This window comes from Roseateles oligotrophus (genome assembly GCF_025717515.1).
Lineage (GTDB): Bacteria > Pseudomonadota > Gammaproteobacteria > Burkholderiales > Burkholderiaceae_C > Paucibacter_A > Paucibacter_A oligotrophus.
In genome coordinates this window covers 201,004-220,304 of record NZ_JAJIRN010000003.1, presented here as the reverse complement: position 1 = coordinate 220,304, position 19,301 = coordinate 201,004, and the positions used below count along the sequence as shown (strand labels likewise).

Annotated in this window: 22 protein-coding genes; 10 read left to right on the top strand and 12 right to left on the bottom strand. The window is 63.6% G+C overall.

The features are described from left to right. Positions 1-20: 20 nt before the first annotated feature. The gene (locus LNV07_RS07060) at positions 21-1,328 is read left to right on the top strand and encodes a hypothetical protein (RefSeq protein WP_263570476.1); all 1,308 of its coding nucleotides are present in this window, start codon (positions 21-23) and stop codon (positions 1,326-1,328) included. A gap of 8 nt (positions 1,329-1,336) precedes the next feature. Here LNV07_RS07060 and LNV07_RS07055 read toward each other — a convergent pair whose 3' ends face one another. Continuing rightward, positions 1,337-2,239, bottom strand: a complete 903-nt coding sequence (locus tag LNV07_RS07055; RefSeq protein ID WP_263570475.1) for a LysR family transcriptional regulator — start codon at positions 2,237-2,239, stop codon at positions 1,337-1,339. A gap of 90 nt (positions 2,240-2,329) precedes the next feature. Next, the gene (locus LNV07_RS07050; RefSeq protein ID WP_263570474.1) at positions 2,330-3,307 is read right to left on the bottom strand and encodes an alpha/beta hydrolase family protein; all 978 of its coding nucleotides are present in this window, start codon (positions 3,305-3,307) and stop codon (positions 2,330-2,332) included. Between the two features lie 101 nt (positions 3,308-3,408). On the opposite strand from LNV07_RS07050, the gene LNV07_RS07045 reads away from it, so the two are divergent. Beyond that, on the top strand, positions 3,409-4,344 hold the full coding sequence (locus tag LNV07_RS07045) for a LysR family transcriptional regulator (protein ID WP_263570473.1): 936 nt from the start codon (positions 3,409-3,411) through the stop codon (positions 4,342-4,344). Between the two features lie 190 nt (positions 4,345-4,534). Continuing rightward, positions 4,535-5,656 (top strand): acyltransferase family protein, encoded by a 1,122-nt coding sequence (locus tag LNV07_RS07040; RefSeq protein ID WP_263570472.1) that lies wholly within the window; start codon positions 4,535-4,537, stop codon positions 5,654-5,656. A gap of 6 nt (positions 5,657-5,662) precedes the next feature. On the opposite strand, the gene LNV07_RS07035 is transcribed toward LNV07_RS07040, so the two are convergent. The 4 genes from LNV07_RS07035 to LNV07_RS07020 form a co-directional block, all read right to left on the bottom strand. Next, entirely contained in the window at positions 5,663-6,010 is a 348-nt protein-coding gene (locus LNV07_RS07035; RefSeq protein ID WP_263570471.1) for a carboxymuconolactone decarboxylase family protein, read from the bottom strand. 31 nt (positions 6,011-6,041) lie between these two features. Then, positions 6,042-6,572 carry a lipocalin family protein gene (locus LNV07_RS07030; RefSeq protein ID WP_263570470.1) on the bottom strand — a complete coding sequence of 177 codons (531 nt, stop codon included), beginning with the start codon at positions 6,570-6,572 and terminating at the stop codon, positions 6,042-6,044. Positions 6,573-6,619: 47 nt separating this feature from the next. Next, the gene (locus tag LNV07_RS07025) at positions 6,620-6,814 is read right to left on the bottom strand and encodes a YgaP family membrane protein (RefSeq protein WP_263570469.1); all 195 of its coding nucleotides are present in this window, start codon (positions 6,812-6,814) and stop codon (positions 6,620-6,622) included. 84 nt (positions 6,815-6,898) lie between these two features. After that, a complete protein-coding gene (locus LNV07_RS07020) occupies positions 6,899-7,585 on the bottom strand; it encodes a helix-turn-helix transcriptional regulator (RefSeq protein ID WP_263570468.1) in 687 nt (228 codons plus the stop codon). Between the two features lie 102 nt (positions 7,586-7,687). Between LNV07_RS07020 and LNV07_RS07015 the strand changes: the two genes are divergently transcribed. Then, positions 7,688-8,299 carry a GNAT family N-acetyltransferase gene (locus LNV07_RS07015; RefSeq protein WP_263570467.1) on the top strand — a complete coding sequence of 204 codons (612 nt, stop codon included), beginning with the start codon at positions 7,688-7,690 and terminating at the stop codon, positions 8,297-8,299. Here the strand turns inward: LNV07_RS07015 and lplT are convergent. Continuing rightward, positions 8,296-9,585, bottom strand: coding sequence for a lysophospholipid transporter LplT (gene lplT / locus LNV07_RS07010; RefSeq protein WP_263570466.1), 1,290 nt, complete (start codon positions 9,583-9,585; stop codon positions 8,296-8,298). The two genes, LNV07_RS07015 and lplT, sit on opposite strands and share 4 nt — an antisense overlap. A 159-nt stretch (positions 9,586-9,744) precedes the next feature. On the opposite strand from lplT, the gene alr reads away from it, so the two are divergent. The 3 genes from alr to LNV07_RS06995 all read left to right on the top strand — a co-directional run bounded on the left by alr (position 9,745) and on the right by LNV07_RS06995 (position 11,770). Continuing rightward, on the top strand, positions 9,745-10,854 hold the full coding sequence (gene alr / locus LNV07_RS07005) for an alanine racemase (RefSeq protein ID WP_263570465.1): 1,110 nt from the start codon (positions 9,745-9,747) through the stop codon (positions 10,852-10,854). Positions 10,855-10,860: 6 nt separating this feature from the next. Beyond that, positions 10,861-11,265 (top strand): alternative ribosome rescue aminoacyl-tRNA hydrolase ArfB, encoded by a 405-nt coding sequence (arfB, locus tag LNV07_RS07000; RefSeq protein ID WP_263570464.1) that lies wholly within the window; start codon positions 10,861-10,863, stop codon positions 11,263-11,265. A 139-nt stretch (positions 11,266-11,404) separates the two neighbouring features. Beyond that, complete coding sequence (locus LNV07_RS06995) at positions 11,405-11,770, top strand: PspC domain-containing protein (protein WP_263570463.1); 366 nt, start codon at positions 11,405-11,407, stop codon at positions 11,768-11,770. A gap of 3 nt (positions 11,771-11,773) precedes the next feature. On the opposite strand, the gene LNV07_RS06990 is transcribed toward LNV07_RS06995, so the two are convergent. Genes LNV07_RS06990 through LNV07_RS06975 form a run of 4 tightly spaced genes read right to left on the bottom strand, consistent with a single transcriptional unit; the run spans position 11,774 to position 16,296 of the window. Beyond that, a complete protein-coding gene (locus tag LNV07_RS06990) occupies positions 11,774-12,655 on the bottom strand; it encodes a DMT family transporter (protein WP_263570462.1) in 882 nt (293 codons plus the stop codon). Further along, positions 12,655-13,284 (bottom strand): LysE family transporter, encoded by a 630-nt coding sequence (locus LNV07_RS06985; protein WP_263570461.1) that lies wholly within the window; start codon positions 13,282-13,284, stop codon positions 12,655-12,657. Before LNV07_RS06985 ends, LNV07_RS06990 begins: the two co-directional genes overlap by 1 nt. Before the next feature lie 55 nt (positions 13,285-13,339). Beyond that, positions 13,340-14,491 (bottom strand): HD-GYP domain-containing protein, encoded by a 1,152-nt coding sequence (locus LNV07_RS06980; protein WP_263570460.1) that lies wholly within the window; start codon positions 14,489-14,491, stop codon positions 13,340-13,342. Positions 14,492-14,517: 26 nt separating this feature from the next. Continuing rightward, entirely contained in the window at positions 14,518-16,296 is a 1,779-nt protein-coding gene (locus tag LNV07_RS06975; RefSeq protein ID WP_263570459.1) for an HDOD domain-containing protein, read from the bottom strand. 91 nt (positions 16,297-16,387) lie between these two features. On the opposite strand from LNV07_RS06975, the gene radA reads away from it, so the two are divergent. Genes radA through LNV07_RS06960 form a run of 3 tightly spaced genes read left to right on the top strand, consistent with a single transcriptional unit; the run spans position 16,388 to position 18,550 of the window. Beyond that, positions 16,388-17,755 carry a DNA repair protein RadA gene (gene radA / locus LNV07_RS06970; RefSeq protein WP_263570458.1) on the top strand — a complete coding sequence of 456 codons (1,368 nt, stop codon included), beginning with the start codon at positions 16,388-16,390 and terminating at the stop codon, positions 17,753-17,755. After that, positions 17,752-18,111 carry an antibiotic biosynthesis monooxygenase family protein gene (locus LNV07_RS06965; RefSeq protein ID WP_263570457.1) on the top strand — a complete coding sequence of 120 codons (360 nt, stop codon included), beginning with the start codon at positions 17,752-17,754 and terminating at the stop codon, positions 18,109-18,111. Before radA ends, LNV07_RS06965 begins: the two co-directional genes overlap by 4 nt. Positions 18,112-18,133: 22 nt before the next feature. Continuing rightward, a complete protein-coding gene (locus LNV07_RS06960) occupies positions 18,134-18,550 on the top strand; it encodes a hypothetical protein (RefSeq protein WP_263570456.1) in 417 nt (138 codons plus the stop codon). Here LNV07_RS06960 and LNV07_RS06955 read toward each other — a convergent pair whose 3' ends face one another. Continuing rightward, positions 18,551-19,171 carry a PEP-CTERM sorting domain-containing protein gene (locus LNV07_RS06955; RefSeq protein ID WP_263570455.1) on the bottom strand — a complete coding sequence of 207 codons (621 nt, stop codon included), beginning with the start codon at positions 19,169-19,171 and terminating at the stop codon, positions 18,551-18,553. Positions 19,172-19,301 lie beyond the last annotated feature (130 nt).

The window sequence follows — 19,301 nt, the reverse complement described above, 5'->3', positions numbered from 1 at the left end:
TTGCCTTTCAAGAGCCTCCGATGACCGTCCGTATCCGGCCCGCCATGCTGATTTTCAGCCTGCTGCTGGCCTCCTTTTCCGGGCTTGCCGCAGCGTCAAGCGGCGAACCCAATGCTGCCGAAACGGCTGCCGCCGAAGAAGCATCGCTGACGACAGAAGCCAGCGCCAAGGCCACCTCCCATCTGCACCAGGTGCAGGTGCAAGGCGTGTCCACGATGGCCCGCGACCGCAAGACCTTGGAGCAAATCTTCAAGGCGCAATCACTGTTCCAGAAACATCACAAACTGGCACCGCAAGCCAGTTTGAACTACCGCGTCTATGCCCGCAAGTACCCCGACGATCTGCAGCGCGCCGATTTGGGTCTGGTCGGCGCGCAAGGGCGTACGCCCGTCCCGCTGGATGAGCAACACCGATTCAAAGCCGACCCCGCTTGGGCGGCGCTGGACCAGGACAGCGAGGTGCGCAGCAAACTGGCGGATGGGCGCGTCACCTGGCGAGCCGACATCCGCACGCCCGGCTGGCCCGATGGCGAGCGCCGCCTGGGTGACCTGCGCCTGCAGTGCAAGGTGGGTTTTGGCAGCGGCCTGGCTCGCACAGACCAGGGCTTCGTCCGGCTGCTATTCAAGGTTTTCAATGCTTTTGAAGATCAATGCGACAAGCCTGATTGGAGCCCCAGCAACTTCGCCGACCGGCCGATTTTTTCGGTCACGCTGGTGCATGGCGAGCGCCGCTTGAGGCTCAACCAGCGCAATCTGCACGGCCTGTTTGACGAGCAAGGCGAGGACTATGACTGGGGCTTCTTGCTGCGCGACCGCATGTTCCGCCTGCCGCTGGGCGACCTCAGTTGGCCCGACGAGACGCGGGTGGTGTTCGAGTACATGGACGGCCCGGATCCCTCGGCAAGCCTGGGCTTGCAAGACTCAAAACATCGCTTCGCCGAGCTCGCTCGAGCGCTGACGCCCGGCGTGAGTGGCGAAGCCGACATTCGCGCCCTGATGGGGAAAATCAAATTCAAGGTACTGCGCTTTGAGGACGGCATGCAGATTTGGCGCTGTTGGCAGCTAGCGGCCGAGCCAACAGCGGGGGCCGGAGCAGCCGGACTCACCGAATTGGCCGGGCTGGTTGGACCGGGTGGCATAGCCGGCCTATCGGGGGCGAAAGGCATCGAGGATGCGGCGCAAGCGAAGGCCGCTTTGGCCGCTGTTGCGGCGAGTGCGGCCAAGGCGGCCAAGGTCTCACCCATGTCGTCCGAGCGCGGCACCGAGCTGGTGTTGCTGCTTAACGCCGATGGCCTGCTGAAAAAGTTCGCCTTCACCGAGCGGCGCTAGAAGCTGGTTCAAGCAATCGGCGCCTGCCCCTCAAACAGCGGCAGCATCGCGCGCGTGCCGTCATACACCGCATCAAACAATTGCTTGATGCGCGGCACCTGACGCAGCTCGACACGGGTCAGCATCCACAAATCGCTGCGCCACATCTTCGGTGGCGCTTGGATAACGCGGCAGATGGACGGCTCCAGATCGCCTAGATAGCAAGGCAAGACGGCCAAACCCGCGCCGGCCATGACCAGCTTCAAGACATTGACATGGCTGTTGGTGAGCAAGACCGCCTGCGCGTCCAGGCCTTGTTGGCGCAGCCATTTGGAAGAGTCCAGATGGGCAAAGGTGTCGTCACCGGCGATCCAGGAGAAGTCGGCCAGGTTCTCCGGCGTCACGCCGCCCAGCTTGCGCGAGCGATAGACGGTTGATTCGATACGGCACAAGCGCCGCGCCACCAGCGGGTCGGCGGGCCGGCCGCCGGCGCGTATCGCCACATCGGCCTCGCCCTTCAGGATGTCTTGCTGCACGGTCGAGGTGTTGATCAGCAGTTGCACACCGGCTGCGCGTTGATAGGCGCTGAGCATGGGCGCCAGCGCGGCATGCATCAGCGTGTCGGTGGTGGTCAAACGCACCACACCGCCCGGCCAGGCGGCGCGACTGCCGAGCCGGCGAGTGGCCGAGGCCAGGTCCAGCTCCATCTCGGCGGCAACCCGCAGCAACTCCTCGCCCGCAGCGGTCAAGGTGTAGCCGGCTCTTGAGCGCTCGAACAAGCGCACGCCGACCTCATCCTCGAGACGCTGCAGACGCCGGAACACCGTCGCATGGCTAACCGCCAAACTACCGGCAGCCGCAGTCAGCGAGCCGGCGCGGCCAATGTGCAAAAAGAAACGCAGATCGTCCCAAGAACTGGGAGTGATTGCCATGGCCGGCCTACTTTTATTTGCCTCGGGGAGATGCGAATTTTGCCATCGAGCTTGGTACGGCCGAGCTTGGCCTTTGAGTCTCCGGACGGATCACGCCAATCTTGCACGCAACACCGGCGTCGCCTGCTCCACCGGCGCCAGCAGCAAGGGCCAAATGCGTTCGCCCAAATCGCGCCTGAACATGCCGAAATGGCCGATCGCACGCAGGCCCAGGGCGCGCGGATCAAGCGTGTGGCGAGCCACGCTGGCGCTGCTGAACTGCTTGCCGAGGTGGTCCACCGCCGGGCCGGGGCCGAACAAGGTGTCGTCGCTGATGTTCCACAGATGCACCGGGCCCGTGAAGCGGTGAAATCCCAGCTCGGCCTGCAGCGCAGGGTCGGTGAACATATAACCCTTGCGGCGGCCCCAGCGGGCCCAGTCCAAGGCCGCCAACTTCGGCAAGCCTTCGGCCCTCGCACCCAGCAACCAGCCCGGCGCATGACCGAACATATGACTCAGGCCAGGCAGCAAGGCGTGAAAGAACATCGCCGCCTTGGCGCGTTGCAGGCCCGACCAAAAGCGCCAGTCGGCCGCCTGCGCCGCCACGCCCAACAAAGCGTCGACCTGCTCGAAGCCGGGCGCCAGGCCGACCGCATTGCCGCCGAAGGAATGCCCGATGGCCAGCAAGCCGATCGCATGCCCCTGCTCACGCCGCTCAAGCTGGCGGCGCTTGTCGGCCGCACGCAGCGCGGCGGCCATGTCCAGCTTGGCCCAGTCGCGCAGGCCAGCGCCTTCGCCGCGCAACGGCCCTTGCAAATTGGCGCCGATGCCGCGGTAGTCATAGCTGAGCACCGCGTAGCCACGCCCGCTCAGCCATTCGGCAAAACCTCGGTAGAAAGGACTGGACACCGCCATCGCCGGGCTAACGACCGCCACCGCACGCACCGGGCCGGCCGCTGCATCCGGCTCATACCAGCAGGCATTCAGCAAGCGGCCATCGGCGCAGCGCAATTGCAGCGGCCGGGGCCCGCGCGGTGCAGCCGATGGTGTGGGCGCTGGCGATTGTGAAGGGTTTTGGTCGGTATTCATGAGCTTGTACTCCTGCGGAAAAATCTGGGCTCAGTCTAAATTGGCAACATTGACGTGACTAGACCAAGACAAAGCCACACATTGGTGATTAAATATTGACAATGAAGCTCACCATATCCCGCAGCCGTCGCACCGCCGCCGACCAAGCCTTGGACGCCAATGCGCTGGAGCTGTTCGCCCGGATTGCTCAGGCCGGCAGCTTTGCGCGTGCGGCCCGCGAGTTGGGGCTGACGCGGGCGGCGGTAAGCCGGCGGGTGGCGGCGATCGAGGCCGCGGTTGGCCTGGCCTTGTTCGCCCGCAGCACCCGCAGCCTGAGCCTGACCGAGGCCGGTCGGCGCCTGCATGCTCGCGCCCGCACGGTGCTGGAGGCGGCCGAGGGCGCGCGGCTGGCGCTGCGCAGCGAGCGCGATATGCTGGGCGGCACGCTGCGCATCAGTGCCGCGCCGGTGTTTGGCGTCCATGTGCTGGCGCCGCTGCTGGCGCGCTTTCAGACCCTGCATCCGGCGTTGCGCTACGAGTTGATGTTTACCTACCGCAAGGTTGATCTCTTGCGCGAAGGGGTGGATATCGCCTTTCGCGCCACCGCCCGGCCGCCAGAGGACTGGGTGGTGCAACCACTGCTGCGCTACGCGGTGCGCGCCTATGGCGCCAGCGGTCGGGCGCCGCTGGCCGGCCCGCTAGCCTTGGCCGAATTGCCCTGCCTGCTGGTCGGCCAACATGAGGAGCCGAGCGCCGGTTTTTGGCTCAGCGAAAGCGGCGAACGTGTCGAGTTGAGCCTGCAAGCCAGCGCCTGGGGCAATGATCTGGACGCCTTGCTGATGATGGCAAGACATGGCGAAGGGGTGGTGCTGAGCCCGGATTTTTGTGTGCCGCCCGATGCCGGGCTGGTCGACCTTTTGCCGGGTTGGCGGCTTGCTGTGCAGGAGGGCGAATGGATTCAAGCGCTGACCTTGCCAATGCCGGCCGGCTCGGAAACAGCGCGTGCGCTGCTGCGCTTCCTTCGGGAAGTACTGGCTGACAGCCCATCCCCGGATTAAGTGATGGCGTAAATAGCCCCAAACTCCTACAATCGCGGGTTTGGCGCAGCGGCTTCGTCGCTTCGCGGCTTGAGCTTGGATCAGTTCCAAGGCCGCCGACCGAGTCGGCAAGAACAGCCGCCCCAGCCAAAACATAACAAGACAGAAGAACAAGAAGCGCCCTTTGCTGCGAGCTGGGTGTACTCGATACATGAGTTTGACCAAGCCCAAGTCCTCCCGCCTGCTGCATATCGACGCGCTGAAAGCCTTCGCGGCACAGCTGATCGTGCTGCACCATTTGTCCGCCTACGGCCCGATCGCCGACGCCATTCAAACGCTGGCGCCACAGTTGATCGCGGCGCTTTATCACTATGGCCGCATGGCCGTGCAGGTGTTCCTGGTGGTCGGCGGTTTCTTGAGCGCACGCGCCTTTTCGGCCCGTGGGCAACTGTTCGAGGGCAGCTTGCCCGAACAATTGTGGCGGCGCTATCTGCGTTTGACCCTGCCTTTTATGGCCGCCGTGTTGCTGACCTTGGTCTGCTCGGCCTTGATCGCGTCCTGGCTGCCCGAGTTGGCGCCCGAGTCGGTCGGCCTACCCCAGTTGCTGGCCCATGCGACTCTTTTGCACGGCGTACTCGGCTATGAGTCGCTGACCGTTGGCGCCTGGTATGTGGCGGTCGACTTCCAACTCTTCGCCCTCTTGCTGCTGATCTTGTGCTTGGCCCGCGGCCTCAACTCGAGCTTTGTTTTGGCCCGCTCGCAGGCCCGCTTCGTGGGCCCCGCCCTGGTGCTGCTGCTGAGCTTGGCCTCGCTGTTCGCCTTCAACCGCGATGCCAGCCTGGACATTTGGGCGCCCTACTACTTTGGCGCCTATGGGCTCGGCGCATTGGTGCATTGGCTGGGACTGGTTTCTTATCGGCGCGCGGGGCTCTATTTGATCAGCGCTGCCGTTTTGATCGCGCTGCTGCTGGACTTCCGCGAACGAGTCGCCTTGGCCTTGTTGACGGCCTGGGTTTTGGCCTGGTTGCAACAGCGTCATCAAAGCCAGCAATGCCTGCTGGCGGACCGACGGATCGCCCCGCTGCTGGCTCATCTGGGCACCCATTCCTACGCCTTGTTCCTGGTGCATTTTCCGATCTGCCTGCTGGTCAATGGCTTGTTTGAACACCGCGATGCCGAGCACGCTTGGTCGGCCTTGCTGGCGGCCTTGCTTGCCTTGGCCCTGAGCAATATGGCCGCCGTACCCTTCTATCGCTGGGTGGAGGCCCCTTCGGCGCGCCTGCGCGTGGGCCCATTGCTGGCTCGCCTGCTGCCCAAAGCCTCGCGCTCATGAGCCGCCTCAGGTCGGCGCCATATCGTCCCAGGCCTTGATGACTTCGGCGCAATACATCAGCGCCGGCCCGCCGCCCATATAGACGCAGACCGCCAGCATTTCGTCCAACTCGGCCCGCGTGCATTGCAGCTTGTGCAAGGCCTTGACGTGAAAGCCAATACAGCCGGAGCAATGCTGAGTCACGCCGATCGCCAGCGCGATCAGCTCCTTTTGCTTGCCGCTGAGCGCGCCTTCTTTCATGGCTGCGCCCGCTAGCTGACCGAAGGCCTGCAGCGCCTCGGGCTGCGACTTCCTCAATGGCGCCAAATTACTGTTGATGTCTTTGGTCAGGCCGATATGGTCAAAGCTGCTCATGGGGCATGTTCCTGATGTCAAGGTAGGGGCTTCAATCCAGCGGCTGCGTCTGCGGCGTGCGTTGAAACGCTGCACGCTCGAAACCTAGCTCGGCCGCCCGGTCCAGCAGCTTTTGCAAGGCGGTCTCATCCATCTGCGGCGTGCGCGACAAAATCCAGGCGTACTTGCGACTGGGCTCACCGATCAAGACTTGGCTGTAGTCCTTGTCCAAATCGAGCACCCAGTAATTGCCGTAAAAGGGCCAAAAAAACGTCACCTTGAGTTTGGCGTTCGCGCTGCCTTCCACCACCTTGGCGTGACCCGCCGTGCGATCAAGCTCGCCCTTGGCGGTGCGGCAGCGGTTGATCACCTCGACCCGGTCGCCATCCAGCCGATAACGCGCCTGGGTGTCCGCCACGCATTGCTTTTGGAAGCGGTTCGGGAGCAGCGCAATCTCATACCATGCGCCGGCATAACGCTGCAGGTCAAGTGCCACAACCGTCGGCAAGGCGGCCGGCTCCGCGGTCGCTTGGGCCGAGCCAAGACATGCCCACAAAACGAGAATGACAGAGAAGTTGCGCATAGAGGAGGTCGGCCGTTGATCAGCCGCCACCATAGCAAAGACCGAATTCACCGTTCTTTCAGCGGGCATGTGTTCATGCCCAGCAAAGAATAGGCGGGGCAAAAACGAAACACGCCGGTCAGCAACGGAACGATGCCCACATAACCCAAAAGTCCGACGGTACCTGTGGCCGCCAAGGCCATCAAGGCCAAGCCACCGGCAATGCGCAAGACCCGGTCGACAGTACCCACATTGGCTCTCATCGCAACTCCTTCAGCAAGCGTGAGGCTAGGTTTAGCTCTTGCTGAAGATTGTGGCCGTGGCCGCGCCGCTGCACTTGCGCTGGATCAACCCTCGCGTGCCGACTCGGCCCGCCGCATATCGGCCAAGGTCTTGCCGGCCTCGTCTCGAAAGCGATCTTCCAAAAGCATCAAACCCTGGATGCGATCAACTCTGAAGTTACGGAACCCGCCCCGCTTCTCGCACCAGGCCGCCAGCGTCCAGCTCGGCCCCCAGAAATAGCAAGCCAGCGGCCGCACCACGCGTTCGCTGGCGGCGCCCGACAGATCCAGATAATCGAGCCGCAATTTGTGGTGGCTCTCGGTCGCCTCCCGCAGCTTGGCCAAACGATCGCGCATGGCCTGATCCAGTCCGGTCAGCGGCGCGTACAAGGCCAAACTCTCGGCGGCGGCCCTGGCTTGCGCCGGCATAACTCCCAAAATCTTCAGCATGGCTTCTTCGGCCTGGGGCGCCAAGCCGCTGTCCAACTGACCCTGCGCCAGCCGCAAGGCCGCGACCAGCGCTTGCGCCTCTTGCTTGGTGAACATCAGCGGCGGCAAATCAAAGCCGGCGCGCATCCGGTAGCCGACCCCGGCCTCGCCGTCGATCGGCACGCCTTGCGCCTGCAAGGCGGCGATGTCGCGATAGACGGTGCGTACCGAGACCTCCAGGCGGGTCGCCAGGAAGTCGGCCGTCGACAGGCGACGCCCCCGGATCAGGTGAACGAGTTGAAAGAGTCGGTCGGCGCGGCGCATGGCGGCATTGTCGGGCCAGCCTGCAAAACACTGGCACGCGACTTGCGTAAGTCCTTCGGTGGACCTCGCGTCAAACCATCACCCAAGGATTAGGAGCTTTCCATGAGAAGACTTGCTGCATCCAACTTTCAGCTCGGTGCACTACCCCTGCAAAACCCCTTCATCGACTCGCTGCAGGCCTTGCACGGCCAGCACTTCGGCCGCGGTCAGATCTGGGTTGCCCGCGCCACCAATGCGCTGACGAACCGGCCCGCGCCAAGCCCCACGGTACAGATCGAAGCGTCAACACAGGCCGAAGTACAAGTATTGCTGAGCGCGCTGGATCAAGAACAAGACCGTTTGCTGCGCCCCAAGCCCCACATCAAAGCCAAGGCCGCTCTACGACGTGCGGGCTCGCGCTTGGCCGTGGTGCGCGACGCCCAAATGCGGGTCATCGCCTGCGGGGCGCTGCTGCTGCATGAGGACTACGCCGAGCTGGCCTGCTTGATGGTGACGCCCTCGCGGCGCGGCCAGGGTCTGGGCCAACTCTTGCTGAACAAGCTGGAAGGCGAAGCGCTTAGGCTGGGCCGGCCGGTCTTGCGGCTGCAGGTGGATGTGCGCCAACACGCGCTGCATCGCTTGGCCGAACGCGGAGGCTTCAGGCGTTGCGGCCCCTTTGATGGGCGCCGCGCCGACCCCTTCGGCGTCTTTATGGAGAAACTGCTCGGTGCTTAGGAGGGGGTGTGGCACTCATCGCACCGCGCCAACACCATCAGGCGCTCGACCTCTTCGCGGTGATTGATGCAGTTGCTCTGGTGCCAGAGCCGGATCAGCGCCATCGTGCCGGCCACGATCAGGCCGAAGATCGAAATGGCGATGAAGGCCGAGAGCCCTATCCTCGTCATGCCGGTATAGAGCGCGCCCAGCCCCAAGATGCAGGCCTGCTCATTGAAATTCTGTACCGCGATCGAACGACCCGCACCCATCAGGTTGTGCCCACGGTGCTGCAGCAAGGCGTTCATCGGCACGACCAGAAAGCCGCCGACCAGACCGAGCAGAATCAAGAATGGCACCGCCACCCAGATGTTCGTGACCGCATTCAGACCCACCACCAACAGACCCAGGATGATGCCCAGCGGGATCACTTTTGTGGCCCTGTCCAAACGCATATAGACCGAAGCCGCCACCGCGCCGACCGCCGTACCCAGCGCTACGACGCCGCCCAAGGTGGACGCCTGCGTGGTGCTGTAGCCCAGCGCCGCCGCCGCCCAGGGGAACACGATGATGCGCATATTGCCCGAGATGCCCCAGAACAAGGTCGTGGTGGCCAGCGAGATCTGGCCCAGCTTGTCGGCCCACAGGCGCGAGTTGCAAGAGGCGAAGTCGCGCACCAGAGCAAAAGGGCTGTGCGCCAAGGGCTGCAGCTCGGTCTGGGTACGCGGAATCGCCAAATTGAAAATCGCTGCCACCAGATACAGCAAGACCAGACTCGCAATCGCGGCCTCGGGCGGGGTGTCAATGCCGGTGTCGAGGAAGGGCAAGTCGAGGCCGAGCAAGAGCGGCGCCAAATGCGGACCGACCAGTTGACCGCCCAGCAAGATGCCCAGAATGATGGAGGCAATCGTCAAGCCTTCGATCCAGCCATTCGCTTTGACCAACTGCGAAGGGGGCAGCAACTCGGTCAAGATGCCGTACTTGGCAGGCGAGTAAGCCGCCGCGCCCAAGCCGACGATGGCATAAGACAAGAGCGGATGCGCGCCGAACATCATCATCAGGCAACCGACAATCTTGATCAGATTGGCGTAGAACATCACCTTGCCCTTGGGTACCGCGTCGGCAAAAGCGCCCACAAAAGGTGCCAAGATCACATAGAAGAGCGCAAAAATCGGCCCCAAAGCCGGGACCTGCCAAGCGGGCGCGCCGGTGTTCCTGAGCAACTCGATGGCGCCGACCAGCAATGCGTTATCAGCCAGCGAGCTGAAAAACTGCGCTGACATGATGGTGGAAAAGCCTTTTTTCATGGACCCATTCGATACTGCCGGAAAGGCGAAACCACGGCCTACAACCCGCCATGGCGGGCTCGGCAAATGTGGTGCTGCGTCGGGTTTATAGCATGCGCCTCGTTCTAGGGGGGTAGGCGGGTCAGCAAAGCGAAGCCCGGCCGATGCCACAATTCAGCCATGCCGCGTCCAATTGAAGCCCTCATCCACGTCCAAGCCCTGGCCCACAACCTTGCCCGCGCGCGCGCCTGCGCGCCGGATGCGATGGTGTGGGCGGTCGTCAAAGCCAATGCCTATGGCCACGGCATCACCAACGCTTACGAGGGCCTGCGCGCCGCCGATGGCTTCGCGCTACTTGACCTGGACGAAGCACAGCAGCTGCGCGCGCTCGGTTGGCGCGGCCCGATTCTGCTGCTGGAAGGCGCGTTCGAGACTCGCGATCTGGAACTCTGTTCGCGCCTGAAGCTCTGGCATGCGGTGCATTGCGAGCAGCAGATCGACTGGCTGGCGATGCACAAGACACATGAGCCGCACCGGGTCTTCTTGAAGCTCAACAGCGGCATGAACCGGCTGGGCTTCAGCCCGACCGCCTTCCGCGCCGCCTGGACTCGGCTGAACGCCTTGCCCCAAGTGGACGAGATTTCGTTGATGACGCATTTCTCCGATGCCGACGCGCTGCGCTTCGGTGTCGACGGCATCCAGCACCAGCTCGATGTGTTCGAGGCCGTCTGCGCCGACCTGCCCGGCGAGCGCTCGCTCAGCAACAGCGCCGCCACCTTGCGCCACAGCGCCCGCGTACACAGCGACTGGGTGCGCGCCGGCATCATGAGTTACGGCGGCGTGCCCGACTACCCCGAACATGGCCCGGAACATTGGGGCCTTCTGCCCGCGATGACGCTGCGCTCCAAGATCATCGGCGTGCAGCAGTTGCAGGCCGGCGACACGGTCGGCTACGGCAGCAGTTTCACCGCATCTCAGCCCATGCGCATTGGCACGGTCGCCTGCGGCTATGCCGATGGCTACCCCCGCCACGTGCCGAGCGGCTCACCCGTGCTGGTGAACGGCCAACGCACGACGACGGTCGGCCGGGTTTCGATGGACATGCTGGCGGTCGACCTGAGCGCGCTGCCCCAGGCTGGCTTTGGCAGCGAGGTCACCTTGTGGGGCCAAGGCCCCAAGGGTCAGGTCTTGCCGATCGATGAGGTTGCCAAGGCGGCGGGCACGATTGGCTATGAGTTGATGTGTGCGCTGGCCAAGCGCGTGCCAGTGACCGTTCAACACTTGGACTAAATCGCAGTGAACCTGCACTGGACGCCGGCCGATTGGGAGCTCGATTTCAGCTTCATCCGCGCCAGCGGCCCCGGCGGGCAAAACGTCAACAAGGTCTCCAGCGCCGTTCATCTGCGCTTTGACATTGCGCGCTCGACGCTGCCGCCCATCATCAAGGAGCGGCTGTTGGCGCTATCCGACCAGCGCATCACCAACGAAGGCGTGATCGTGATCAAGGCGCAGGAGACGCGCAGCCAGGAGCAGAACCGTGCCGATGCGGTGGCGCGGCTGGTCGAGATGGTGCAGGGCGTCGCCCACACACCCAAGACCCGGCGCGCGACCAAACCGACCTATGGCTCCAAAATGCGCCGGCTGGAGGGCAAGGCGCAGCGCAGCGGCATCAAGGCCGGGCGCGGGCGGGTCAGCGAATAGGCAAGCAGGCAAGGGATTACCCTTGACTTTGACGCCTCGACCGGCGCGGCTTGCAGTTCGTCGCATGCCGCTCGCCGGCCGGCGGGCTTGGCCGCAGACTGCCAACCATGGCATTCAAGCCTTCACACAGGAGCTCTCCATGTCCCTCAGCAACGAATTCGAACGCCTCGCCGATTTGCACGACGCCGGCCAACTGTCCGATGATGAATTCAGCCGCGCCAAGGCCAGGCTGCTGGATGGCCAAGCGAGCATGAGCGGCCGCGAGAGCCCCCCATTGCGAGGCGCGGGCCTGGGCCACGCGATCAACGGCCTGCAGCGCAGCCGCGACGAGCGCTGGTTGGGTGGTGTGTGCGGCGGGCTGGCGCAGATCAGCGGCTTGGCCGCCTGGATCTGGCGGCTGATCTTCATTGCTGCCGTGCCCTGCCACGGCATCGGCCTGATGGCCTATTTGATCCTGTGGGTTTTGGTGCCGGAAGAGCGCAACGAGCCGCTGCGCTTGAGATGAAAGTTAGCGCCGCTTGGTCGCCATATAGATGCTGACCAAGCACAGCGCCATGCCGCTCACCGACAAAACCGTCGGCACCCAACCCTCCAGCGCGGCCGAAATCACCAGCGCGATGACCGGAATTACCACCCCGGTCAGCGCGGCTCGGGCCGGGCCCTGCAACTGCGCCAGCTTGAAATACAAAACAAAGGCCGTGACCGAGCCAAACACCGACAGATAGAGCAGGCTCAAGACATAGGGCGCGTGCCAGTCAAAGTGCAGACCCTGACCGGTCAACAAGGACATCAGGATCAAAAAGAGCGCGCCATAGCCCATGCTCCAGGCCAGGATGGGCACCAACGCCAGCCCGCGCCTCGTCAGCGTGAGCGTCAGCACATTGCCGATGCAGGCGGCCAAGACGGCCAGCAGGCCCAAGCCAAGACCAAGCGCCGCGCTGGGTCGCGCGCCGGTCTCGGCAATCTCGGGCCAGAAGATCATCACCACGCCGACCACACCGCCGCTGGCCGCCAGCAAAAAGCGCCGCGTCACCGACTGGCCAAAAAACACCTTCCCCGACAAGGCGTTGCCGAACACCATCAGGCAGAACAAGACCGCCACCAAGCCCGTCGGGATATGCCGTTCGGCCTCGTAGACCGAGAAATAATTGCCGCTGTACTGAACGATGCCGGTGGCCAACATCAGCCCATGCGCGGAAGTCGGCATGCGCAATGACTCGCCCCGCAGCTTCGCCAAGCCGACCAAAAGCAAGGCCGCAATCGCAAAGCGCCAAGCCACCGAGTTGAGTACCGGCACGCCGCTGGCCAGTTGATACAGGATCACATGCCAGGTGCTGGCCCAGATCAGCGTCGGGCCCCAGAACAGGGTGCGAGGGGAAAGCCGCGCCATCAGGCGCTGCGCTTGAAGGTCGCCAGCAAGGCGCCGGCCGCGATGAAAAGCGAACCGAAGGTCCGGTTCATGATCCTGATGTGATGGCTGGAGCGCAAGGCCGACAGGACTCGCGCGGCCAAGGCCGTGTAGCCTGCCATCACCACCATATCGGTGAATGCCAGCGTCGCGGCGATCACCAGGTATTGATGCGTCAGGTCGCCCTTGAGGTTCAAGAACTGTGGCACCACGGCCAGCAAAAACACCGTGCCCTTGGGGTTGACCGCATTGATGCCCCAACCGCGCAGCACCAATTGGCGCCTTGTGACTAGCGCCACATCGCTATCCGCCGCCACCATCGGTGTGGCCGGAGCGCGCCATTGCTGCACGCCCAGATAGACCAGATAGGCCACGCCCAAATATTTGACCAAGGCAAAGCCCAGGCTGGAGGTGGCGATCAAGGCGCCGAGGCCGGCGCCGACCAAGAGGATCTGGGTCAGGATGCCCAGGATCAAGCCAAAAGTGGTGAAGTAGCCGCGCCGAAAACCGTGGTTGAGCCCCGAACTCATCGCCGCGATGGCACCCGCGCCGGGCGACAGGCTGATGGCCCAGGAGGCGGCAAAAAAGGCGGCCCAAGTCGAAAATTCCATCGGTGATTCCTAAACTGCTGAGGCAAGCCAAAGTGGCTTTGTAGCATGAGCGCTATCAATGCGTGGGATTCAGACTGTCCAACCCGTGCATGCCGTACAAGCCATATAGCCTCTCGCTGGGCATGCGCGCCAGCATGCTTTTGTCGGATTCGACCGCCACCACCGCGTATTCCCGCTTCGATGTATCGAGCCGCACCGGATTGGCGTTGATCTGTCCCTTGGCGTTGGCCAGCGCCATCACCAGCGGGCATTGCAGGCTGGCACCGCGCCGTATCACCACGGCCAGGTCGCCATTGGCCAAACGTAAGAGTTCACCCGGCGGATACATGCCGAATTCCTTGACCAAGGAGGCCACCATCGCATTGCCGGGTGCCTGCTCATAGACCTGGCGCACGGCGGTCTTGATATCCAGCGCCGGCCGGTTGACGCGTGCGCTGATTTTCGCCAAAAACACATCCGCCAGACGCAATAGCTGAGCCAACTCGACCACCTCGCGCTGACCCTTGGGGTAGCCCTTGCCGCCCACCTGCTCATGATGTTGAGCCACCGCCTGCAACCACTCCTCGTCCTGGATGCCGGCGGCTCGCAAACGTCGGTAGGCATCCTCCGGGTGCTGCCGCATCAGCTCGCGCTGCGACTGCGTCAGGCGCACACCACTGATTGCGTACACACCTTGCAGCTCGATGATGCTGGCATTCATCGTCAAAGCCGCCTTGACCGCCTTGCGCTGCCTTTCCTCCGGCCAGCCCAGTCGCCGCGACACCATCAGGCACAAGGTGGCAACGTACAAGGAATGCGTCAGCCCGTATTGGCGCAGCTGCAGGTTTTCTTGTCGCACCGCGTGGTAGATCGCCAAATCCCCGTCTTGCAAGGCCAAGGCGATCACCTCGCTGGCCGCTTCATCGCAGCTCCCCATGAAGCGCAGTGCGTCGGGCATGGTCTTCAGCATCGCATCGATAGACCAGACCGCCTGCGACCAGCGCGCCGCCAGCGGCGGGGGCTCGGCCGCCACCCTGCTGCCGGCCTTCAAGGCACGCAATTCCTCCGCATCGGCATACATGCCTCGTGTCAATAGCGAGGCCAGCTGGGCGGGGCTGATCACGATCTGCCCACAAGCCAAGAGCAATCCGCCCGAGGCATCGCGCACATTGAAGGGCAGCGGCGCGCCGATTTGAATTTGTTCCGCGACCAGCTTCAGTAATTGCATGGGCTGAGCAGCGTCGGGCAGAAGGTTCAGCCGTTGCCTGCGCCGAAGCGCAAGGCCATCACCACCTGATTGCGCAGCGTCTTCAACAAGGTCAACTCCCGTTCGCTGATCTGCAAGGTGCCGGCGTCCGCCTTGTCGCCATAAAAAGCACCGAGCACCTGCCCGCCCGCCACCATGGGCAAGAGCACAAAGGTGCCGGCCTGCACCTGATTGCGGAACCAGGCCGGCAGGCGCTGTGCGATCACCGGGTCGGCGGTGTCGGAGATCAAGGTGTCGGCGCCCTTGCTGCAAAGCAGACCGAACAGCTCGCTGGGAGGCTGCAGCGGAATCTGAAACACCGGCGCCAGCGCCGTTGCACGCTCGCCTACGCCCATGCCGCCCTTCAACATCGAGCCGCTCGGGTCGCGCAGGCAGACCACCACGCGACGCAAGTTCAGCGCCTCGTGCATCTGCTTCATGCAGAGTTGCAGCAGCTGACCTGGAGGCGCGCCGGACAAGACCAGACCACTGAGTTTTTCGAGCGCATTGGAGAGCGACTCGGCCACCGCAGGATTGACCGGCGCAGCCGGCACGACCGGCCGTGGCGGCGCCGGCTTGGCCGCAGCTGCCAAGTTGGACGAACCCGCAGCGCTCGCCACTTTGCCCACCCCCGGCTTGCCGCCCAGATCGGCCTCCTTGGGCTTTTTCGCCACCGGGGGCGCAGCCACCGGACCAAAACCGAGCACCTTGGCCAAGTCGTCCCAAACCTCTTGCACGCCTGCCACCTCATCCACCAGCGGCTCCGGGTCCAGGCTCAGAGGCACGGCCATCTCGGCCGCAAAGCGCTCGACACAGGCCCGCCGCGCCTCGGCTTTCTCTTCGGCCGAGCCGCTGCTGGGCAGACCCAGCAACTCGGCCGCCAGTACATTGGCGGCGGTGCAGAGCACGCGCTGGTATTCCTCCGGGCTGGCGGCGCGTTCAGCGCTGCTGGGCTGCAAGCGACGCATGCCATTGCGCACCGACTCCGGCCAACCCCATTGCCCGGCCACATCAATGGCGATGTCCTCGATGTCCACCCCCCAATGCTCGCGGGCCAACTTGTCGCGCGCATCCATCCAGTCACCCTTGCCCATGGTCAGGCCGCGCGCCGCCAATTTCTCCTCGAAACTCTGCAGATCCTCGGGGAAATGCAGGCCGCCGAGCATGCCGCCGAGGTTCTGGAACAACGCCGCCAGGTAAGAGCCTTCGATCGCCTTGTTTCGATTGCAGAACTGCTGAGCCAATAGCGCGGCCAGTTGCGCGCGGCCGAATTCCTCGCGCAGCCGGTTGCCATCGGCGCCCTTGGGCAGGCGGTCAAACAGCATCAGCGAATTCGCCATCATGCCGACGGTCTGAAAACCCATCAGCGCCACCGCACGCTGCAAACTGGTGATGTTGCCGCCACCGGCCGCGCTGTAGAAGGCCGCGTTGACCAAGCGCAAAAGCTTGGCCGTCATCGCAATATCCTCCGAAATAGCGCCGCTGAGCGCGCGCGCATGGGCATTCTCGGAGCGCGAAATCTTCTGCATCAAGCGCACCGAATCCTTCATTGAGGCGAAGTCGGCCTGCTTGGCAATTTTTTGCATCAGACGCTTGTGTCGTGCCTCGCGTTCGGCGGCAGCCTTGTCTTCGGCCTCCTGCTCGGCCTGCTTGCGGGCGGCTTCGGCCTCGGCGGCGGCGCGCTCTTCGGCGCTGAGCTCAGCCGGCGGCGCTGCGGCATCAAGTGCCGCTGGGTCTTCAGCATTCGAGGCCGCTTCGGCCTGCAAGTCGGGCGATTCAGTATTCATTCTTTTCAGACCCTGATGACAGAGTTAGGAGCTTCGGCAGCCAGGGTCCGAACTTGAGGCTGGCGCCTCGGCTTGCTGTGACAATCCACGCATGGCCAAAGAAAAATCGATCTATACCTGCAGCGATTGTGGCGGCATGAGCCCCAAATGGCTAGGCAAATGCCCTTCCTGCGGCGCCTGGAACACCTTGGTCGAGGGCATTGCCGAGGCGCCCGGCGCCGGCGGCAAGAACAATCGCTATCAAGCCTTGGCCAAGAGCCAGCCGGTCGCCACGCTGAGCGAGATCGAGGCGACCGACTTCGAGCGCACCCCCACCGGCCAGGAGGAACTCGACCGCGTGCTGGGCGGCGGCATCGTTGCCGGCGGCGTGGTCTTGATCGGCGGCGATCCCGGCATCGGCAAATCGACGCTGCTCTTGCAAGCGATTGAGGATCTGTCCCACAAGCTGCCGGTGCTCTACGTGACCGGCGAAGAGTCGGGCGCGCAGATTGCGATGCGCTCGCGCCGCTTGGGGCTGGCGGGCACCCATGTGCGCGTGCTGGCCGAGATCAGTCTGGAGAAAATTTTGGCCACGCTGGAGGCCGAGAAGCCGGCGTTTTGTGTGATCGATTCGATCCAGACGCTGTACTCTGAGCACCTGTCCTCCGCGCCGGGCTCGGTCGCGCAGGTGCGCGAATGCGCGGCGCAGCTGACGCGTACGGCCAAGTCCAGCGGCTGCGCCATCGTGCTGGTCGGCCATGTCACCAAAGAAGGCGCGATCGCCGGCCCGCGTGTGCTCGAGCATATCGTCGACACGGTGCTGTACTTTGAGGGCGACACCCATTCGAGTTTTCGGCTGGTGCGGGCGATCAAGAACCGCTTCGGCGCGGTCAATGAAATCGGCGTGTTCGCGATGACCGAAAAAGGCCTGAAGGGCGTCGCCAACCCGAGCGCCATCTTCTTGAGCACGCATGGCGAGCCGGTGCCGGGCAGTTGCGTGCTGGTGACGCTGGAAGGCACGCGGCCGCTCTTGGTCGAGTTGCAAGCGCTGGTCGACAGCGGCGGCCCCAGCCCGAGGCGGCTCTCGGTCGGACTCGACAAAGACCGCTTGGCGATGCTGCTCGCGGTCTTGCACCGCCATGCCGGCGTCGCCACCAATGATCAGGATGTGTTCATCAACGCGGTCGGCGGCGTGCGCATCAGCGAACCGGCGGCCGACTTGGCGGTGCTGCTGGCGATCCAAAGCTCGCTGCGCGGCCGGCCATTGCCCAAGGGTTTTATCGCCTTCGGCGAGATCGGCCTAGCCGGCGAAGTGCGCCCCGCGCCACGCGGCCAGGAGCGCTTGAAAGAAGCCGCCAAGCTCGGCTTCAGCGTCGCCATCGTGCCGAAGGCGAATGCGCCGAAAAAACCGATTGAAGGCCTGACCGTGCATGCGGTCGAGCGGATCGAAGAAGCGATGGATCTGGCCCGAGGACTATGAAAAACTTTGATTTCGAGCCGCCTTATTACGCGGTGATCTTCACCAGCCAGCGCAACTCGGTCGAGTTGGGCTATGCCGAAACGGCCGATCGTATGGTCGAGCTGGCTGCGCAACAGCCCGGCTACCTGGGTGTGGAGAGCGTGCGCGGGACCGACGGTTTGGGTATCACCGTCTCCTACTGGCGCAGCCTGCAAGACATCGCTGCCTGGCGCCGCGAGGGCGAACATGCGCAGGCCCGCGAGCAGGGTCGCGCCGACTGGTATCGCCATTACGCCTTGCGCATCGCCAAGGTCGAGCGGGCCTACGGCTGGGATGCCGAAGAAGGTGGCGGCGATCCGATGCTCGGCCAGCCATGATCTGGGGTTAGCATTCGCCCCCATGAATACTTGGATTGGAAGTGCGCTGGCCTTGCTGGCTTTTATTGCAGGCGGCATTTTGTGGGGCTGGAAGGGCGTGATCCTGGCCCTCAGCGTGGTGGTGTTCTGGCTGCTTTTGCAGTTCGGGCGCTTGATGCGAATCATGCGCGCCGCGTCCGAAGCACCGGTCGGTCAGATCGATAGCGCGGTGATGCTGAATTCCAAGCTGCAGGTCGGCATGAAGCTGATCGACCTGCTGCCCCTGAGCCGCAGCCTGGGCCGCAAACTGACGGACAGCCCCGAAACCTATGGCTGGATCGACGCCGGCGGCGTGCAGTTGGAGATCGTGATGGACAAGGGCAGAGTCATCAGCTGGGCACTGAACCGGCCGGCCGAGCCAGGCGACACCGTCGCCCAGTCGACTCTGCCGACCTCGTGATCAGACGGCGTTGCGACGCTTGGCGACAAAAGCCACAGCGGCCAAACCGGCCAGCAACATGGCATAGGTTTCTGGTTCCGGCACGGGCGACGCTGTCTGAAACACCGCCACCCCCGAGGACGCACTCATATAGGAATTCAGCGTAAAGATGTTGACACCCTGTGTCCCGGCATCGAACCTGTAAAACGCCGTCGCGCCGCCCGCCACGTTGGACGAGAATTTATCCGAACCTCCGCCCATGTGCAAACCGATCACCGTGTCGCCGATCAATAGCGTGCCGAAATTGACCGGGAAATTGCCACCGTTACTGGAAATTTTCTCGATATAGCTCATTGAACTCGCGTTGCTAAGGCCCAAAAGACCGAGCTGCTGAGCGATCTCAGTCGACACGGCAGCGCCGGTGCCGCCCTGCAGCAAATTGCCTTGTACGAAGCCCGCACAAGCCGTCACGGTGACGCCGGTCAAGTCGCTAAAGCTGCATGCGGGTACGGGGGCTGCGGCTGGAGCAGCCTGCGCCGGCAGAGCAAAGCCAGTCAGAGCAAGAAGGGCAATCGAAAGTTTTGTATTCATGATGGACTCCTGGTAAGCCGGTAACAAACTTTGCTTGGACAGTTGCGTCAAGCCATGACTGAACTATGCAACGTCCGCGCAGATTTGGTGGCGATTCGCCCCCCTGAACAGGGGCTGCAAAGCGTGCAAACTTCGCACTGGCGGCGTGAGATTTCGACACCTGTGAAATGCGTCACAACTG

Excerpts from the sequence above, each read along its gene's own strand:
- LNV07_RS06960 (WP_263570456.1), top strand. The coding sequence starts at position 18,134 with ATGAATACTTGGATTGGAAGTGCGCTGGCCTTGCTGGCTTTTATTGCA.
- LNV07_RS07015 (WP_263570467.1), top strand. The coding sequence starts at position 7,688 with ATGAGAAGACTTGCTGCATCCAACTTTCAGCTCGGTGCACTACCCCTG.
- LNV07_RS07045 (WP_263570473.1), top strand. The coding sequence starts at position 3,409 with ATGAAGCTCACCATATCCCGCAGCCGTCGCACCGCCGCCGACCAAGCC.
- LNV07_RS07055 (WP_263570475.1), bottom strand. The coding sequence starts at position 2,239 with ATGGCAATCACTCCCAGTTCTTGGGACGATCTGCGTTTCTTTTTGCAC.
- LNV07_RS07060 (WP_263570476.1), top strand. The coding sequence starts at position 21 with ATGACCGTCCGTATCCGGCCCGCCATGCTGATTTTCAGCCTGCTGCTG.
- LNV07_RS07050 (WP_263570474.1), bottom strand. The coding sequence starts at position 3,307 with ATGAATACCGACCAAAACCCTTCACAATCGCCAGCGCCCACACCATCG.
- LNV07_RS07035 (WP_263570471.1), bottom strand. The coding sequence starts at position 6,010 with ATGAGCAGCTTTGACCATATCGGCCTGACCAAAGACATCAACAGTAAT.
- LNV07_RS06985 (WP_263570461.1), bottom strand. The coding sequence starts at position 13,284 with ATGGAATTTTCGACTTGGGCCGCCTTTTTTGCCGCCTCCTGGGCCATC.
- alr (WP_263570465.1), top strand. The coding sequence starts at position 9,745 with ATGCCGCGTCCAATTGAAGCCCTCATCCACGTCCAAGCCCTGGCCCAC.
- LNV07_RS07030 (WP_263570470.1), bottom strand. The coding sequence starts at position 6,572 with ATGCGCAACTTCTCTGTCATTCTCGTTTTGTGGGCATGTCTTGGCTCG.
- LNV07_RS06995 (WP_263570463.1), top strand. The coding sequence starts at position 11,405 with ATGTCCCTCAGCAACGAATTCGAACGCCTCGCCGATTTGCACGACGCC.
- radA (WP_263570458.1), top strand. The coding sequence starts at position 16,388 with ATGGCCAAAGAAAAATCGATCTATACCTGCAGCGATTGTGGCGGCATG.
- LNV07_RS07040 (WP_263570472.1), top strand. The coding sequence starts at position 4,535 with ATGAGTTTGACCAAGCCCAAGTCCTCCCGCCTGCTGCATATCGACGCG.
- LNV07_RS06990 (WP_263570462.1), bottom strand. The coding sequence starts at position 12,655 with ATGGCGCGGCTTTCCCCTCGCACCCTGTTCTGGGGCCCGACGCTGATC.
- LNV07_RS07020 (WP_263570468.1), bottom strand. The coding sequence starts at position 7,585 with ATGCGCCGCGCCGACCGACTCTTTCAACTCGTTCACCTGATCCGGGGG.
- lplT (WP_263570466.1), bottom strand. The coding sequence starts at position 9,585 with ATGAAAAAAGGCTTTTCCACCATCATGTCAGCGCAGTTTTTCAGCTCG.
- LNV07_RS06965 (WP_263570457.1), top strand. The coding sequence starts at position 17,752 with ATGAAAAACTTTGATTTCGAGCCGCCTTATTACGCGGTGATCTTCACC.
- LNV07_RS07025 (WP_263570469.1), bottom strand. The coding sequence starts at position 6,814 with ATGAGAGCCAATGTGGGTACTGTCGACCGGGTCTTGCGCATTGCCGGT.
- LNV07_RS06975 (WP_263570459.1), bottom strand. The coding sequence starts at position 16,296 with ATGAATACTGAATCGCCCGACTTGCAGGCCGAAGCGGCCTCGAATGCT.
- LNV07_RS06980 (WP_263570460.1), bottom strand. The coding sequence starts at position 14,491 with ATGCAATTACTGAAGCTGGTCGCGGAACAAATTCAAATCGGCGCGCCG.